This window comes from Microcoleus sp. T3_B1, from assembly GCF_036700445.1.
In the GTDB taxonomy this organism is placed as follows: domain Bacteria; phylum Cyanobacteriota; class Cyanobacteriia; order Cyanobacteriales; family Microcoleaceae; genus Microcoleus.
In genome coordinates, this window is the sequence record NZ_JAUBOX010000001.1 from 114,972 (window position 1) to 130,042 (window position 15,071).

The 15,071-nt window shown below is 43.5% G+C and carries 13 protein-coding genes; 4 read left to right on the plus strand and 9 right to left on the minus strand.

Annotation, left to right across the window (positions count from 1 at the left end; translation table 11 throughout):
• The first annotated feature begins 36 nt into the window (after nucleotides 1-36).
• From QT990_RS00525 to QT990_RS00535, 3 genes are all read left to right on the plus strand, one after another.
• Nucleotides 37-921: a PhzF family phenazine biosynthesis protein gene (locus QT990_RS00525; RefSeq protein ID WP_333308613.1), complete on the plus strand. Its 885-nt coding sequence runs from the start codon at nucleotides 37-39 to the stop codon at nucleotides 919-921.
• Nucleotides 922-1,055: 134 nt separating this feature from the next.
• Nucleotides 1,056-1,694 carry a restriction endonuclease subunit R gene (locus QT990_RS00530; protein ID WP_333106603.1) on the plus strand — a complete coding sequence of 213 codons (639 nt, stop codon included), beginning with the start codon at nucleotides 1,056-1,058 and terminating at the stop codon, nucleotides 1,692-1,694.
• A gap of 117 nt (nucleotides 1,695-1,811) precedes the next feature.
• Nucleotides 1,812-2,288 (plus strand): hypothetical protein, encoded by a 477-nt coding sequence (locus QT990_RS00535; RefSeq protein WP_333138356.1) that lies wholly within the window; start codon nucleotides 1,812-1,814, stop codon nucleotides 2,286-2,288.
• A 17-nt stretch (nucleotides 2,289-2,305) separates the two neighbouring features.
• On the opposite strand, the gene QT990_RS00540 is transcribed toward QT990_RS00535, so the two are convergent.
• The 4 genes from QT990_RS00540 to petH all read right to left on the minus strand — a co-directional run bounded on the left by QT990_RS00540 (nucleotide 2,306) and on the right by petH (nucleotide 7,181).
• Nucleotides 2,306-3,157 (minus strand): hypothetical protein, encoded by an 852-nt coding sequence (locus QT990_RS00540; RefSeq protein ID WP_333464778.1) that lies wholly within the window; start codon nucleotides 3,155-3,157, stop codon nucleotides 2,306-2,308.
• Between the two features lie 469 nt (nucleotides 3,158-3,626).
• Complete coding sequence (locus QT990_RS00545) at nucleotides 3,627-4,943, minus strand: homoserine dehydrogenase (RefSeq protein ID WP_333464779.1); 1,317 nt, start codon at nucleotides 4,941-4,943, stop codon at nucleotides 3,627-3,629.
• 132 nt (nucleotides 4,944-5,075) lie between these two features.
• Nucleotides 5,076-5,831 (minus strand): Uma2 family endonuclease, encoded by a 756-nt coding sequence (locus tag QT990_RS00550; protein WP_333138349.1) that lies wholly within the window; start codon nucleotides 5,829-5,831, stop codon nucleotides 5,076-5,078.
• A gap of 144 nt (nucleotides 5,832-5,975) precedes the next feature.
• The gene (gene petH, locus QT990_RS00555; protein WP_333138347.1) at nucleotides 5,976-7,181 is read right to left on the minus strand and encodes a ferredoxin--NADP reductase; all 1,206 of its coding nucleotides are present in this window, start codon (nucleotides 7,179-7,181) and stop codon (nucleotides 5,976-5,978) included.
• 864 nt (nucleotides 7,182-8,045) lie between these two features.
• Here petH and QT990_RS00560 point away from each other — a divergent pair.
• A complete protein-coding gene (locus tag QT990_RS00560; RefSeq protein ID WP_333241886.1) occupies nucleotides 8,046-9,050 on the plus strand; it encodes a phosphoribulokinase in 1,005 nt (334 codons plus the stop codon).
• A 238-nt stretch (nucleotides 9,051-9,288) separates the two neighbouring features.
• Here QT990_RS00560 and QT990_RS00565 read toward each other — a convergent pair whose 3' ends face one another.
• The 5 genes from QT990_RS00565 to QT990_RS00585 all read right to left on the minus strand — a co-directional run bounded on the left by QT990_RS00565 (nucleotide 9,289) and on the right by QT990_RS00585 (nucleotide 15,027).
• Entirely contained in the window at nucleotides 9,289-10,485 is a 1,197-nt protein-coding gene (locus tag QT990_RS00565) for a 5-methylcytosine restriction system specificity protein McrC (RefSeq protein WP_333410123.1), read from the minus strand.
• Between the two features lie 47 nt (nucleotides 10,486-10,532).
• Nucleotides 10,533-12,137 carry an AAA family ATPase gene (locus tag QT990_RS00570; RefSeq protein WP_333410124.1) on the minus strand — a complete coding sequence of 535 codons (1,605 nt, stop codon included), beginning with the start codon at nucleotides 12,135-12,137 and terminating at the stop codon, nucleotides 10,533-10,535.
• Nucleotides 12,138-12,189: 52 nt separating this feature from the next.
• Nucleotides 12,190-12,621, minus strand: a complete 432-nt coding sequence (locus QT990_RS00575; protein ID WP_333138339.1) for an ASCH domain-containing protein — start codon at nucleotides 12,619-12,621, stop codon at nucleotides 12,190-12,192.
• A gap of 17 nt (nucleotides 12,622-12,638) precedes the next feature.
• Nucleotides 12,639-14,756, minus strand: coding sequence for a GNAT family N-acetyltransferase (locus QT990_RS00580; protein WP_333138337.1), 2,118 nt, complete (start codon nucleotides 14,754-14,756; stop codon nucleotides 12,639-12,641).
• 103 nt (nucleotides 14,757-14,859) lie between these two features.
• Complete coding sequence (locus tag QT990_RS00585) at nucleotides 14,860-15,027, minus strand: hypothetical protein (protein ID WP_333138335.1); 168 nt, start codon at nucleotides 15,025-15,027, stop codon at nucleotides 14,860-14,862.
• Nucleotides 15,028-15,071: the final 44 nt, after the last annotated feature.

Genomic DNA, 15,071 nt, shown 5'->3' on the forward strand with positions numbered 1-15,071 from the left:
AACAAGAAACACAAACTACTGTTGAACGAGGGAAATGTGAATTTTTATATAGTTGACGTGTTTGCGGAGTCAAAATATGCTGGCAATCAACTAGCTGTATTTTGCGGTGCAGGAGTTGCCGAACTATCTGAGGCTCAAATGCTACAGATAGCGAGGGAAATCAATTATTCAGAAACTACGTTTATTCGATCGCCCGATCCGCGAGATGGCGGCTATGACGTGCGGATATTCACGCCCAAGAAGGAATTGCCCTTTGCCGGTCATCCGACTTTGGGCACTGCGTTTGTGTTGCAGCAAGAGATTATTCGCGAAAAGGTCGATCGAGTAATTCTCAATTTAGCCGTCGGTCAAATTCCCGTTACTTTTAATTATCACAATGAAGCGGCAGATATTTTGTGGATGCGACAAAACCCGCCTAGTTTTGGTCAAGTTTTATCAGCCGCAAGTCTGGCAAATGTCCTGAATTTAGAACCAGATGAAATTGATCCAAACTTCCCAATTCAAGAAGTTTCTACGGGAGTACCGTTTATAATTGTCCCATTAAAAACCCTCGCATCGCTCAAAAAAGCTCAAGTCAATTTAGATAAATATTTTGAGCTAGTTGATACAATGGCAGCAAAAGAAATTTTGATATTTTGCCCAGAAACCTACAGCGACATTAATGATTTAAGCGTGCGAGTTTTTGCCCATTCATTAGGAATTCCAGAAGATCCGGCGACTGGCAGTGCTAACGGCTGTTTGGCGGGATATTTGGTAGAATACGCTTATTATGGGGAAACAAAGATTGATGTCAGAGTAGAGCAGGGTTATGAAATCGATCGACCTTCTTTGCTGTTGTTACAATCCGCCAAAAATGAAGGGGAAATAGCAGTTTTGGTGGGTGGTAAGGTGGTGATGGTTGCTAAGGGAGAATTTGTGTAAATATTTAAGGGATTTTTTTTTACCGCAGATGCACGCAGATATGTACAGCCCGGTTGAAATTAGATTTGGGCGATCGAGGAAATGAATTGTATGTTGTATAATGTAGTTAAGATTAGGAATAATCATCAAAAACTATGACGGCAACAATCCAAGCTAGAGAAGTTACTCTCTCCTACTTAAGGGAAAAATTTAATATCCAACTCGTTGATGACGACCAATTTTTTCGTGAATGGATTGACGAATTACCCGAAATCAGCGAATTTGAAAAACAATTTCTCGATCAAGTGAAAGCTAGCTATTTCAACTTAGTCGAGTATCCTCCAATGCTAGAAACTACCGTCAAAATGGTGGTCTTATCTCCCTTGCTACATTTTGCAGGTTTCTATTTACCTCCCTTTCATATCAAAGCTGAACCTGAAGTAGAAATTTTCTTTGAAGACGAAGACGAGACAATTATCAGAGGTAGGATGGATGTCCTGGTTTTAAAACAGCAGTTTTGGGTAATGGTTATCGAGTCAAAAAGCGCTCAAATTTCCATAGAAACAGGATTAGCGCAAATATTAGCTTATCTGCTGGCTAATCCTAATCCTAGCATGGCGTCCTTTGGAATGCTAAGCAACGGCAGGAATTTTCAGTTCATTAAAATGACGTATCAAGGTACACCGCAGTACGGTTTATCTAATTCCTTTGATTTGCGCGATCGAGGGAATGAATTGTACAATGTACTCAAAATTATGAAGCGAATCGCTCAAATTGTGAAATATTACACATAAAAAAGGATTAATTCACATGGTAAGTTCAGTAAATCCTAGAATTGTATGAGGTAGCTCATATTCATTGATTCGCGTGATTGTTAGGCTGAAAAAGTCATCAATACCAGAGACTTTCCAATGCTGCAAACATTTTCGCGGACTTTAAATGTATCCCCTGACGCTTCTGAAGCCCTGCTTTCACTGCCATTAACCAGCTTGCTCGCTTCACCGGAATTTAATCAATTATTCGCAAGTCTCGATACTGCTTTACTCAAAGAAACTTTGCCAACGGCTGGAACTGTTTTAGCTCAAAAGCTGCCACCTTTTTACGACTGGTTGCAAACAGAACTAGGAATTAAAAACGTCCCTGAGAGTCCCGATCATACTACGAAATGGGTAGTCGGTTTTTTGAAGAATCAAGAAAGTTTAACTCGTTTAGTTGAATTGCACAAATCAATTCCCAGACAGGCATTAGAACGAGCGATTCCTCGTTTAGTTAGCGCCTTTGATGAGGTTCAACCCACCGCTGTAAAGGAAGAATGGGAAAAAGCGATCGCAGCACTTTGTCTGGTTCTCGCCGTCGCAGCACGGGAAAATCAGCCATCTGCGGCCTGAAGCCATTCTGTCTGAGTTTAAACAAAGCGCTTTTTTCGGAAAATTTGCAATTGAGTGCGATCGATCTCAACGACTACTGGCCGCCGTTTGTTGAGGACGATCGCATTGTGTCTGTTTAGCAAAAGCCACTGAGCCAATATTGCCACAATCGCGCGCCTTTTGAGAAACTTGCCTTCAAAACGCGCCATTCGGACGATCGCCTCTTCGATTTTATAACAACAGTTGTTACCCTTCTGGGAAATGACAAAAATCGTTCCCGGTATGTAATCGCCTTCATTTGCCCAGAAAGCATACCTTTCGCCTAAAGTAAAGTAGTGAAAAACATTGTTAGCGGTGGAAGTTTTAGCTAACTTTTCCGAAACGCCCAAAGAATTAAAAATTACAGTGGATCTAATATAATCCGGGTATTTTGCGGCTATTTGCTGACCAACTTTGCCGCCCAAACTTTCTCCGATAACATCTGGCGGATTCCCGCTGTGAAATTGCTGCTTTATCCAATCAATAGCACCCACAGTTTGCGCCGATTTTAACTGGCGTTCTAGTTTTGCCATAAATACATCGGGCGTATCTTCCAAAACGCGCTCGAAAGGATACCAAGAACCGTAGCCGCGAATCACTAAAACAGGCGGGTTATTGCCAGAAATGGGAACGCGACTTTCAGCATAAAAACCAGTGCGAGAGTCTTCAAAAACTTTTTTTATGATATAATTTCCATCAATAACTTGCCCTTCTTCGTGCCGAATGTAGATTGAAGGATTATTGGGTTTAAAAGTATCGTTTAGTTGGGGTTTGGCAAACTTTTCATACAGGGAATCTAGCAAGTGCCTTCCCGTTTGGCGATCGACAAAATCTGATTTTGTTATTTTCATCCCAAATCTCATTTTTAACTGCTTGTGGGGGGAAAACGCGGTATTTTTGCAAAATACCTTTACCCAGATTTGGTAGGGGCGGGTTCACCAACCATATCTAACGATTACCGACAATCTAGATAAACCCGCCCCCCACCACCGATAACCTACGTCAACCCGAAATTTGCATCGCATCGGAAAATGTACATGATGATTTATGGTTCGGTTCGGGCGGGTTTTCGAGATTGTTTGTTTCAGGCAATTATTGTTTGTAAAACCCGCCCCTACAAGCACCCGGTACATGATGATTTATGGTTCGGTTCGGGCGGGTTTTATGGATTGTCAATTATTGGCAAATATTGTCGGTGAAACCCGCCCCTACCAAATCCGCCAAATGTACATCGGATTTATCGTTGGGCGAGGGCGGGTTTTATAGATTGTCAATTATTGGCAAATAGTGTAGGTAAAACCCGCCCCTATCAAATCACTTTTACAAAACTCGCAACGTGCTAGCAACACTATCGACTGCTTCCATCGCGCGAATTTCATCGAGTGCTTGTTGAAAATTCCCTTCCCTAACATCGTGAGTCACAACGACTATTTCTGCTAAATCGCCGTGAATTCCCGTCTGCACAACTGATTCCAAACTAACTTTGTGGTTGCCGAAACAAGTGCCGAGTTTGCCAATTACCCCCGGAGTATCGCGCGTCAGAAAACGGGCGTAAAAGCGAGTAACAAGTTCCTGCATCGGAGCAATTTTGCAGTAGTGTTGGTGACTGCAACTCAGCAAAGGATGGGGAATCGGAACAGTTTCGGTTTTCAGGATAGCCGCGACATTCATGATGTCTGATACTACGGCGCTAGCTGTTGGGCCCGCACCGGCGCCGCGCCCGTACAGCATCAATTGCCCGATCGGCTCTCCTTCGACTAAAATTGCATTGTAAACCCCGTTGACACTAGCCAGCGGATGAGTTTTCGGCACAAAACTAGGATGCACTCGAATTGACAGCAGTTCGCTTTCTGCCTCAGCTTGCTTGCCATTGTAGCGGGAGGTTTCTTGAGCAATAGCCAACAATTTAATCACAAATCCCAGCTTGTCGGCGTAGTCAATATCAGCCGCACTAACTTTTCTGATACCTTCGCAATGAACATCTGCTAATTTGATGCGTCCGCCAAAAGCTAGCGAGGCTAAAATAGCAATTTTATCGGCCGCATCTAATCCATCTACATCTGCTGTGGGGTCAGCTTCAGCATAACCTAATTGCTGAGCGTCGGCGAGCACTTCAGCAAAGTCTGCGCCTTCTGTTTGCATCCGCGTCAGGATGTAATTAGTTGTGCCGTTGACAATGCCGGTGACAGTTTGAATGCGGTTTGCACCTAAAGATTGTTTGAGGGTTTGAATGACTGGAATGCCGCCGCCGACAGCAGCTTCTAGCATTACGTAAACGCCTTTATTGTTGGCGGCCTCGAAGATTTCATTACCGTAGCGGGCGATAACTGCTTTGTTGGCAGTGACGACGTGCTTGCCGCTGGCAATAGCTTGCAGAATGAGCGATCGCGCCGGTTCCAATCCGCCAATCAGTTCTACTACAATATCAATTTCAGGGTCAGTTGCGATCGCTTCTAGGTCAGTTGTCAGCACATTTTCTGGCAATTGTAAAGACCGAGTTCGAGAAATATCGCGCACTCCCACCCGATAGATTTCCAATTCCTGCAACAGCGGATGGCGGCCATCTGGGGAGAGCAAAATCTCTGCTGTTCCCGCGCCAACTGTACCCAAACCTAACAAACCAATTTTGAAAGCCACGACTTTGACCCGTAGAAACTCAATTAACCTACAATCATTGTATGCTAATCAAGCAATTTGTCATTTAAGTAAGCTCAATATCCAGATCCCCGACTTCTTTAATAAGTCGGGGATCTAATTTGAGATGACAATTCACAGTTCTGAATCCATGTCTACTCCCATTTCTCGGAGTCGCTGGGCCAATCTTTCGGCCCGCTGGCGTTCTGCATTAACTTGCTGTTCTAGCTGCCGATTTTGCTGTTCTAGTTCCTGATTTTGCTGTTCTAGCTGCTGTCGCTGTGCTTCTTCTTCTCGAATTAAATCTTCTACTAGCGGCGGACATAGCACTTGATTAACCGATAAAATAAATTCAGCGAACTGTACAGAGTGAACTTGCTGTCCAGGCAAAAATTCCTGGTGAGAGTAACTGCCTTCATTTTCTGGACGGCTACACACTCGTATTTTCGGTTGATTGGCGTCTACAATCCAATATTCAGGGATATCAATTAAGTCATATTCTGCCCGTTTGCGAATGTAGTCGTCCCGCCAATTTTGACTGGTAACTTCGATAACTAACAGCGGTTTTTCTTCAAAATCTAGCACTGCGGAACCAGGTTGCGCGCAGACTTGTTCCCACAGACTCTGAGTGCAAATCACCACATCAGGAATGCGAGAAGAGTTTTCCTCAGTTCGGACTGCGGTAGTCACAATTGCAACTATCGGTAGGTTGTGTGCTGCAAAGAAGCGCCGGAACTGATAAACTAAAAATTCACAAATTTTGATATGTATTGCTGTAGGTGTTGGCATTTCGATTAGATTGCCCCGATATAATTCATAACAAACACCTGATTCTCCCTGATAGTTCAGATATTCTTCAAAGGTGAGTTTTTGGGTAGAAGTTATAACCATGTCAGTTATCTCCCTTTTTCGGTGAGCTTACTGTATATTTTACACTTGTATTGGGTGAACCAGCCCCTCCAGCCTCAAAACTGTTTCAAAAATTGTAGGGCGAGCCAAGCCCACCCTACAAATCAGATTAAATCAGGTAACACATTAATAAGTTTCAACGTGCCAACGGTGGTCTTTCTTCAACTGTTTCTGATAGGCAGCCCAGTCAACACCGTACTTGCCAGCCGCGGCCGACATTCCCTCATCAATTCCGCCTTCCATACCCTTCAAACCGCAGATATAAGTGTGAGTATTCGGCTTTTGAACCAATTCCCACAATTGGTCTGCGTTCTCTTGAATCCGGTTTTGAATGTACATCTTGCCGCCGTCAACATTCTTTTGCTCGCGGCTGATGGCATAAGTCAAGCGGAAATTATCGGGGAACTCGCGCTGCAATTGTTCCAACTCTTCCTTATAAAGAATGTTGGGAGTGTAAGCAACTCCAAAGAACAACCAAGCTAAACCTCTGAATTTGTAATCGGGATTGTTTTCTTTAAACATCCGCCACAAGTAAGCCCGGAAAGGAGCAATACCCGTACCGGTACCCATCATAATAATGGTGGCTTCCTCGTCGTCGGGCAACAGCATTTCTTTGCCTACGGGGCCGGTGATTTTGACATCATCCCCAGGTTGCAAACCGGTGAGGAAAGTCGAACAAACACCAAAGACTTGTTCACCGGTTTCTGGGCTTTTGTACTCTAGGCGGCGCACGCACAGCGAGACTGTTTTGTCGTCGAGGTGGTCGCCGTGACGGGTGGAGGCGATCGAGTAAAGCCGAATTTTGTGAGGTTTGCCGTTTTTATCCGTGCCATCGGGAATAATCCCGATACTTTGACCTTCGAGATAGTGCAAATTGCCTCCAGAAATGTCGAAGGTGACGTGGCGGACTGTGCCGTCGCCGCCTTCTCTGACTAATTCTTCTGTAGAAATGCACTTACCAATATAGGGATTGGCCGGTTTGTAGAGGTTAACAGGAACCTGAACTTTTTCCTTGGCTTGAGTCATGGGCTTAGTTTCTTCTCCAGATTTCTGACTCTGTAGCCCTGCTTCTGGTGCGACTTTGCCATTTGTTTCGGGAGCGCTGTTTGAGGGGCGGATGCTGACAATTCTTCCACCCATGCGAGCAATCCGGCGCATTTCCTGATTCATGCGATCGTAGGGCACGGAGATAAATACGCTGCCGCTACGGCGAATCGGGTTATTTATTTGGTCAGTTGCTTGGCTCTGACGCATACCCTCCACTTCGTAAACAAAGATGCGGCTGCCTGATTCGGAGTTTGCCGCTCCACCAGATAAGCTTGGGCTGTACATTTGTTGATTTTCCTTCACGATACAGAGTTATAAAGAAAGAGAATGTGACGTTAGACTCAATTTACTTTTTTCTTAAGGCCCTCGGGACTAATTGGCCGCGCCAATTTTTGGGCCTCGCCACGCCGGCGGGAGTGTTGAAGTTGCGATCGCTCGCGTATCCAATCCCTACTAGCCGAACGCCGCGCTCACCGAGCCCGCTTTGCGTTCGGCTGTTGACCTATAGCTATTGTTGTCTGCGTACTGCCAATATTTTACCCGATCGGGGGATCTGCCCCGATAAGTCGTTTTGATTGCCGACCGGTGATGGAGTGTGGCATCGGGCAACAAATAGCTCCTATTGACCGAAAGCAGCCAGGTACAAGATCCTGGATTTATGACTCCCAGGCTGACTGACGGGTCAATTCTACAATCTCAAATCTCAAATCTCAAATCTCAAATCTATCGACGTTGAGCTTGTAGTGGGCGATCGCATTCTGGTAAGATCAACTACTAAAGTTAGTGTTAATAGATATGACGATCTTATGCCCCAAGCAATCCCAAATGCCTTGTGCGATGGGATAGGGAGCTGCGTAGTTCAGCCCAGGCGGGTCAATCCGCTCGAAGTAAAAAAGAAAGGGGAGGGATTCACGCCTCCCATGTCATACATAAATGACTATACTTTTACAAGCTATTAATTACTTGCCTTGAAGATTGCTTGGGTCTTCCCGGGCAGGCAATCAACTCACTGCTGTATGCTGGTGAGAACTCGATCGTCTCGGGGTAGCACAGCAGCACAAAGCCTGCTTGCCACTACCTGCGGGCTGAAATTTTGTGGAATCTAGACTTGAGTTAGTTAGTAAACAGTGATTTTGTTAGAGGGAAACTATGACAAGTAAGCCGGATCGCGTGGTTTTAATTGGCGTTGCCGGAGATTCCGGATGCGGAAAATCTACTTTTTTACGCCGATTGACAGATTTGTTCGGGGAAGATTTCGTTACTGTAATCTGCCTCGACGACTATCATTGTCTCGATCGCAAGCAGCGCAAGGAAACAGGGATTACAGCCCTTGACCCCAGAGCGAACAATTTTGACCTGATGGCTGAGCAAATGAAGGCTCTCAAAGAAGGTCGGGCGATCGACAAGCCGATTTACAACCACGAAACCGGTCTGCTCGATCCTCCTGAGCGGGTAGAGCCGAATCACGTGATTGTGATTGAGGGGCTGCATCCGCTGTACGACGAGCGAGTTCGATCGCTCCTCGACTTCAGCGTCTACCTCGACATCAGCGACGAGGTAAAAATTGCTTGGAAAATCCAGCGCGACATGGCGGAACGGGGCCACCGTTACGAAGACGTGCTGTTTGCGATCAATGCTCGCAAACCGGATTTTACCGCCTACATCGACCCGCAAAAGCAATATGCTGATGTGGTAATTCAAGTGTTGCCGACCAACTTGATCAAAGATGACAAAGAGCGGAAAGTTCTGCGTGTGCAGATGATCCAGCGCGAAGGCATCGCCAATTTTGAGCCTGCGTATTTGTTTGACGAAGGTTCAACAATTAACTGGGTTCCTTGCGGCCGCAAGCTGACTTGTTCCTATCCCGGAATTAAGATGTACTACGGGCCCGATGCTTTCTACGGTCACGAAGTCTCGATTTTGGAAGTAGATGGTCAATTCGAGAATCTCGAAGAAGTTATTTACATCGAAAGCCATTTGAGCAAGACTTCTGCGAAGTATGAAGGCGAGTTAACTCACCTGTTACTCCAGCACCGCGAATATCCTGGTTCCAACAATGGAACTGGTTTGTTCCAAGTGTTAGTCGGATTGAAGATGCGGGCGACTTACGAGAAGTTGACTGCAAAAGAAGCGAAAGTGGCTATGAGTGTTTAGAACGCAGACATGAAAGATTTGGGAGGCGCAATTGCGCCTCTTTTTTTGTGGAGAAATGAACCGCAGAGGGCGCAGAGGGCGCAGAGTAGAGTTAGGGGCAATACAGTTCAGTTAAGCCCGATCCCCCCTAGCCCCCCTTAAGAAGGGGGGGACAAGAACTTACTCAAAGTCCCCCTTCTTAAGGGGGATTTAGGGGGATCTCCGAGGAATAAACACTTTTAACTGAACCGTATTGGAGTTAGGGCAGGGTGTTTGAAAGTAGAGATTTTAAGAAGGTTTTTCCGGCTTCATTCAGGTCGCTATCTAGGGAAAAAGTTAGACTGCGAACTCGAATATCGTCATTTTTTATATCTAGTGGTTGTTTGAGGTTTTGCGGGTAGACGAGAATTGCATTTTGGCACTTTAACGCATTTGCGTAAGCAACTATTTGATGAATGTCATTATTGGCTACTTTCTCGGCAGCTTTGTATTTTGTATCGAGGACGTATTGGACTTTTTTTGTTTCACTATGGCCTAGGAGTAAGTCAATGCGATCGAAATAGTTTTGGTCGTGGGTGACTCGGTGTTGTTGTTTGACAAAAAAGCCTTTTGATGTATTTGCTTTGAGCCATTCAGCGACAAATTGTTCATATAAATTGGCCATGTCTATGAGAAAAGGGAGCATTTCGCGATCGCCTGTTTCGTGACTGGGCCCTGTGTTATCTAAAAAGAATCGACATAAGGCGTGTAAAAGTTGATAATCTTGATTCAAACGGTGATAATTTCTATCAATACAAGCTTCTGATTTAAACGGTTTTAATGTAACAAATCCTTGGAGTGCGTGAAAGGCTTTTCGCACAGTGGATGAAACAGATTCACGGCACAAACCGCTGCGGCCAATGATGAAAAGTGTCCAAGCGAGTATTTGATTGTCTTCGATGTCGCCTGTTTGTTCGTTATAGTGGCATTTTAGTTTAACATCCCAAGGTTTTTGCAGGGCTGACCGCAAATCGACGCGGCCGCGAATGTAGGCGAGTCTTTCGGTTTTGGATAAGTAATCGCGATATAATCCTTTGCGACAGCGTTCGAGAATTTTTTGGGCAAGAATGTTAGCTAATCTCTCGTAACTTTCTTGTAAAGATTGGCACTGAATCGAGCCTTGGGGAAATTTTATCTTAAGGTTGTAGGCATAGTCAATCATTCCGAAAAGGTTGTTTATGGGAACCTTGGGGCGGATGGCAATGTGAAATTCTGGAGTGATGGGAATGTTGCCAACTCTGCCTTTAGATTTTAATTGCCATTTATATTTAGTTTTAGGGTTGGGAAATTCTATATCTATTTCCTTGGCATAATTCTGGTATATTTTCTCTCCTACTAATTCGGGGATTGAATTTCGATCAAAGGTTGCTGATTGATATTCTGTGAGTTCGATGATTTGGGGTGATTCTCGTTTCATAGATGCTGTAACGCCGTGTTTGTGGTAATAATGGTAGCGTTAGATTATCAATTGCTGAATTGAGATTTGATTTTAACCCAGAGAAACTCATCCATTTTTGCCTGATTATCAAAGAAGTATTCTTCGAGGTATGGCTCAATTTCCATTTGCCAAATATCTTGGATATCTTCAGCTAAGGTTTTTGTCAAAAAGAAGGAGATGCCTAGTTCATAGTGTTTGTTGTTAATTGCGCGATTGACATCTTCTAGAATGCTAGTTAATTTATCAACTGGAAAACCTGTTTCCTCTCTGTGGTGATACTGTCGCAGGACTTCATAATTGGGATAAACGGGAATGAATGCGAAGCGGCGGCGGAGTGCGTTATCGACTAAGGCTATAGAACGGTCTGCTGTGTTCATTGTGCCGATGATACGGACATTGGTAGGGATTCTCAATTCTTCGCCACTGGCTAATTTAACGGTGCGATCGCGGTCATCAAGCAAATACATCAACTCTCCAAATACCTGAGATAAATTTGCACGGTTAATTTCATCAATAATGATAATGCAAGTGCCTCGACGAGACTCAGCTTTTGTGCAAAATTCTAGGAATCTACCGGGAACTATCGGATAGGTTAATTGGCCATTTTGACTCTGCGGTCGGATGCCTTGAATAAAGTCTTCATAAGTATAAGCTGGATGAAATTGGATCGTGTCTGAAAAGCCGTCACCGCCACCGATTAAATGTTTGGCTAGTTTTTCCGCTATGAAGGTTTTTCCGGTTCCGGGCGGGCCTTGCAGGATAGCTTGTTTCTTGCGGTGGATGGCGCGTATGCAGCGCTTTAGTTCTGTTTCGTCAAAGCCAGTTTCTTCGGCACATTGGTTCAAAAGATATTCCGGTTGCAACTGTACTTCTTCTACAGCGTATTCAAACACAATTGCCTCATCTAATAATGGCACTTCGTTACTAGGAAAGTCATATTTTTTTATTTCTATCAGCCAGTGGCAGAACATATCAAATACATCGTCCTCTCGGATAGATGGAACGCCAGTCTGCTGCATTTCTTTAGTTAATTCTTTGATCAGCTTGTGTCCGGTTAAGTTAGCATAGGAGTAGTCTATTAGCTGTTTGCTGTACGAAGTATTGGCGAAATAGTTAATAACCTGTATTGACTTGTCATTAATCGCGAGAAAGTCATCGGGACGGAGAGCATTGAGGATAGGCGTTAGCATCCCTATCTCGCCGAACAAGGAAACGCGCATTTCTTCTGAAAACTCTCTACAGGCCGAATATAGCTGACTCGGATCGTCGTTACAACAGCAGACTAAATAAAAAATTAATTCGGCCATTCTTACTGGCGCTATTAATGACAATTTTTTATACGATTTGGAATTCCATAATAACCCTTTTATTATGCACGGATTAATATGAATCCAGGCTCCCCTTTGTCGATTAGTAGGAGAGTCTTCGTAAGGTAGAAGTTTCAACATTATAGATTCAGTCACATCTTCTCCAGACTCAGCAGCAGCAGCGATCTCTTCAAAATTTCGACGCCCCTGCTGACGCTGCTCCTTGTAAGCGGCTATGTGACGCAATCCATCGGGAGTGTATGGATATGAATTGACAAATTCTTGAAATAATTTGACAAACTCAGCCCTTTTTTCCGCTTCCATGCTATTCTCAAAAACTCTCGATTAATTAATATTTTTCAGCAACACTTCCTGTCTAACGTTCTCCTAATGAAGTGACAATGTTAAACTGATTAGCTGTCAGGTATCGAAAACTCTGTGGCGGTTTAAGGTTAGGTAACTTGTTTCTTAAACGATGTAACTCTACTGGCTGACTAAACCTATGAATATCTTTTAAAAAGATACCTATACCTAGTTTTACACCTTGGTAATAATCATAAAAATCTTCATGGCTAATTCCTGCTATTTTTTCAACTTCCTCCCAAAGCTCTGTGACGGGTTTTTCAACAATATTATCCACCTTGAAAGAACCAACTACAGCTTTTTCGGGAGATGAAACATAGACTACCACTCGATCTCCTTCATTCAAAAGTCGAGGGCGAACCCGACGCAGTTCAACTGTTTTTGTACGATCGAATATTTTATTTGCGTACTCGGGACGAATAGATAATAATAAGATATTTGACATTTGTGATTATCCTCTTTCTAGGTCGCGGTTCCTTCTTTGTAAATGATTCCGAATTTAGTTTCTGGAAGCCTAAATACGCTTTGAACCGTTATCTTATTACCCAGTATTCCCTGAATTCTCTTTAATGTCAATGGGTTAGGGAAAAGCTCAGTGTGGCTGAATCTTATCGCCATGATATCTGCCTTTGGTTCGTCTTTGGCTATTGTCATTAAATCTTTTAATTCGTATACTCCTAAGCTGCGAAATTGTCGATAGAGTTTTTCCGGCTTGTCTATGATAACTTCCTCTAGTCTAGAGCAAGCTTTAACCTCTTTTGTCCCCAGAGTAAATGAGGAATTGGAGCTGACGTACCATAAAATTCTACCAATAACACCCGGTCTGAGGCCACCATTAGCCCACTTGCTTCTATAATATACAAGTTCCCGTTTTAGCGCTAGCTCAATTTGAGAGCCAAAAATGTACTGCTTAGCTAACTCTTCATCGAATAAGTCTTTGGCCCATCTGGGTTGAATGGGAATCATGAAAGTAGGCAGGTCAGCATCAATAATCTTAGCAGGCCAAAGGCGACGTTCTAGCTCTGCCATCGTTCCTATATCTTGAATTAATTCGGGAGTGTTAAGCGTCTCTGCAATTTTCATGCAAAAATTATATTCTTGCCCTATTTGGGCTAGGCTTGCCAGTTTTTGAGACATATCTGCTGCTGTTTCTGCTACAGGCGGATTTGCCTTTAAATACCCATCATTAACTCGAACAAAAGCATCTTCTTGAATAGCTTGTATAACAATTTCATCGAAATACTGGTCAGTAAGTCTCGTAAATTGCCTGTTTTCTTTTACTGAAACTGATATGGAGTGGAAAAGTAAGTACCGTGAAAGTGCCGCTGCTAGAGCACCGCGTTTAACTCGGAGCATTGTAACTTCTAATTCGTGATTTTTATATTGACAATAGGCAATTAAAGCAAGGGGTTGATTTTCACCATCTAAAACGACATGACACTTAAATTTATCTGGGTTGGCAATTATCTGGCGCAGATTTCTCTGAAAATCGGCTATTTTTTCTGCCCTATCAACCGCATAAAAACAGTTGGTTAACAGTAATTTATCAAATTTGCTATCAATTAGTTGAATGGTGAGATTCTGTATGCCGACAAACCGTACCGGTTGATATTGAGTATCTCTGCGAACATCATCCAGTTTAACAATTAAATCTGTAGGAGTCATAATTGCTAAACTAAAGTTTTCATAGACGGCATCTGCTAAAGCTAATATTTTGGGTTCGCGAGTTAAGAAAATTAAGTAATCAGCAGCAATAGCTTGTGCTAATTGACGAACTAAGGAGTCGTTTATTTCATCGAGATTGATACTGGGAATTAGACGTTTTAGAGAGTTAAATTTTGTTTCAAGTGTCTGCCGATCGCAGTGGATTTTAGTAAAACTCTCCCCTAACAGGCGTTTACGCTTTCTTAGAGCGACCTCAGAGATCGCGTTTATTGCCTTAAAAATCTCATCGGTAATACACAATTCCAAATAATCTTGTAACCAGTCAGCAAGTAGAGAGTCGGATTCCGTGCTTTCAATATCTTCATTACCGTGTAATTCTAAGAAAATACTTGTATCAATAACAGCACAAATTTTAGACTCAAGTTGTTGTGCAGCAGCTTGAGAAAATATAGTTGGATGACCGTGATCCAACCACCAAACAGTAAGCAGTTTACCCTCCTTACTTCTTCCAGGTCGATCGTTGAGAGGAATAAAACCCAGTGTTTCCCACATTCTGTCTATTCCATAATCGCGACGGCATTTGAGTTGAATTCCATAAAAATTCTGACTTTTTTGGCTGAGGGAATTGACTAGCTGTTTAGTAACACCCCGACCGCGATATGCAGGATCGACGCAGAGATGAACGATAACAATAATGTTGCTGCGACGCACTGGTCGGTAAAGCAGATAGCCAATGCAATTTTTTTGAGAATTGAGTGCTATAAGTATCACCCGATCTCTTGCACTTTTGCGAAAAGCACCTTCTGTAAAAAAACCCAGAGTTTTTTTATTGGCATCACCTAGGGCTATAACAGTTTCTAAATGGGGGGATGTTTCGTCAATCTCTTCAATCGTCACCTGTGTTTCTTCTGTCACTTTTTTCTACCTCCTCAAGTTACCGCAATACCTCAGTTTGATCTAAATTTACCACTGAGTCAATGATTGGGGTGGCTATCTCGCCCTTACTTCCGTCTTAGTATCACATTACAAGCGGCTGGGAAAGTCGGGAGTCATAAAGTACGATCGCACCCACCATCCTTACCCACATCAATAGCCCTCCCAAACCAGTAACACTGGCAAAACCGCTAACAACTGTTCCCGGAAAAGTTAAACTTGTGTCGAAACTATCTAAACGTGCTATATTCAACTCCGTAAACCCTGAACTGCGCTTTCAGGTAATGCAAATTTATA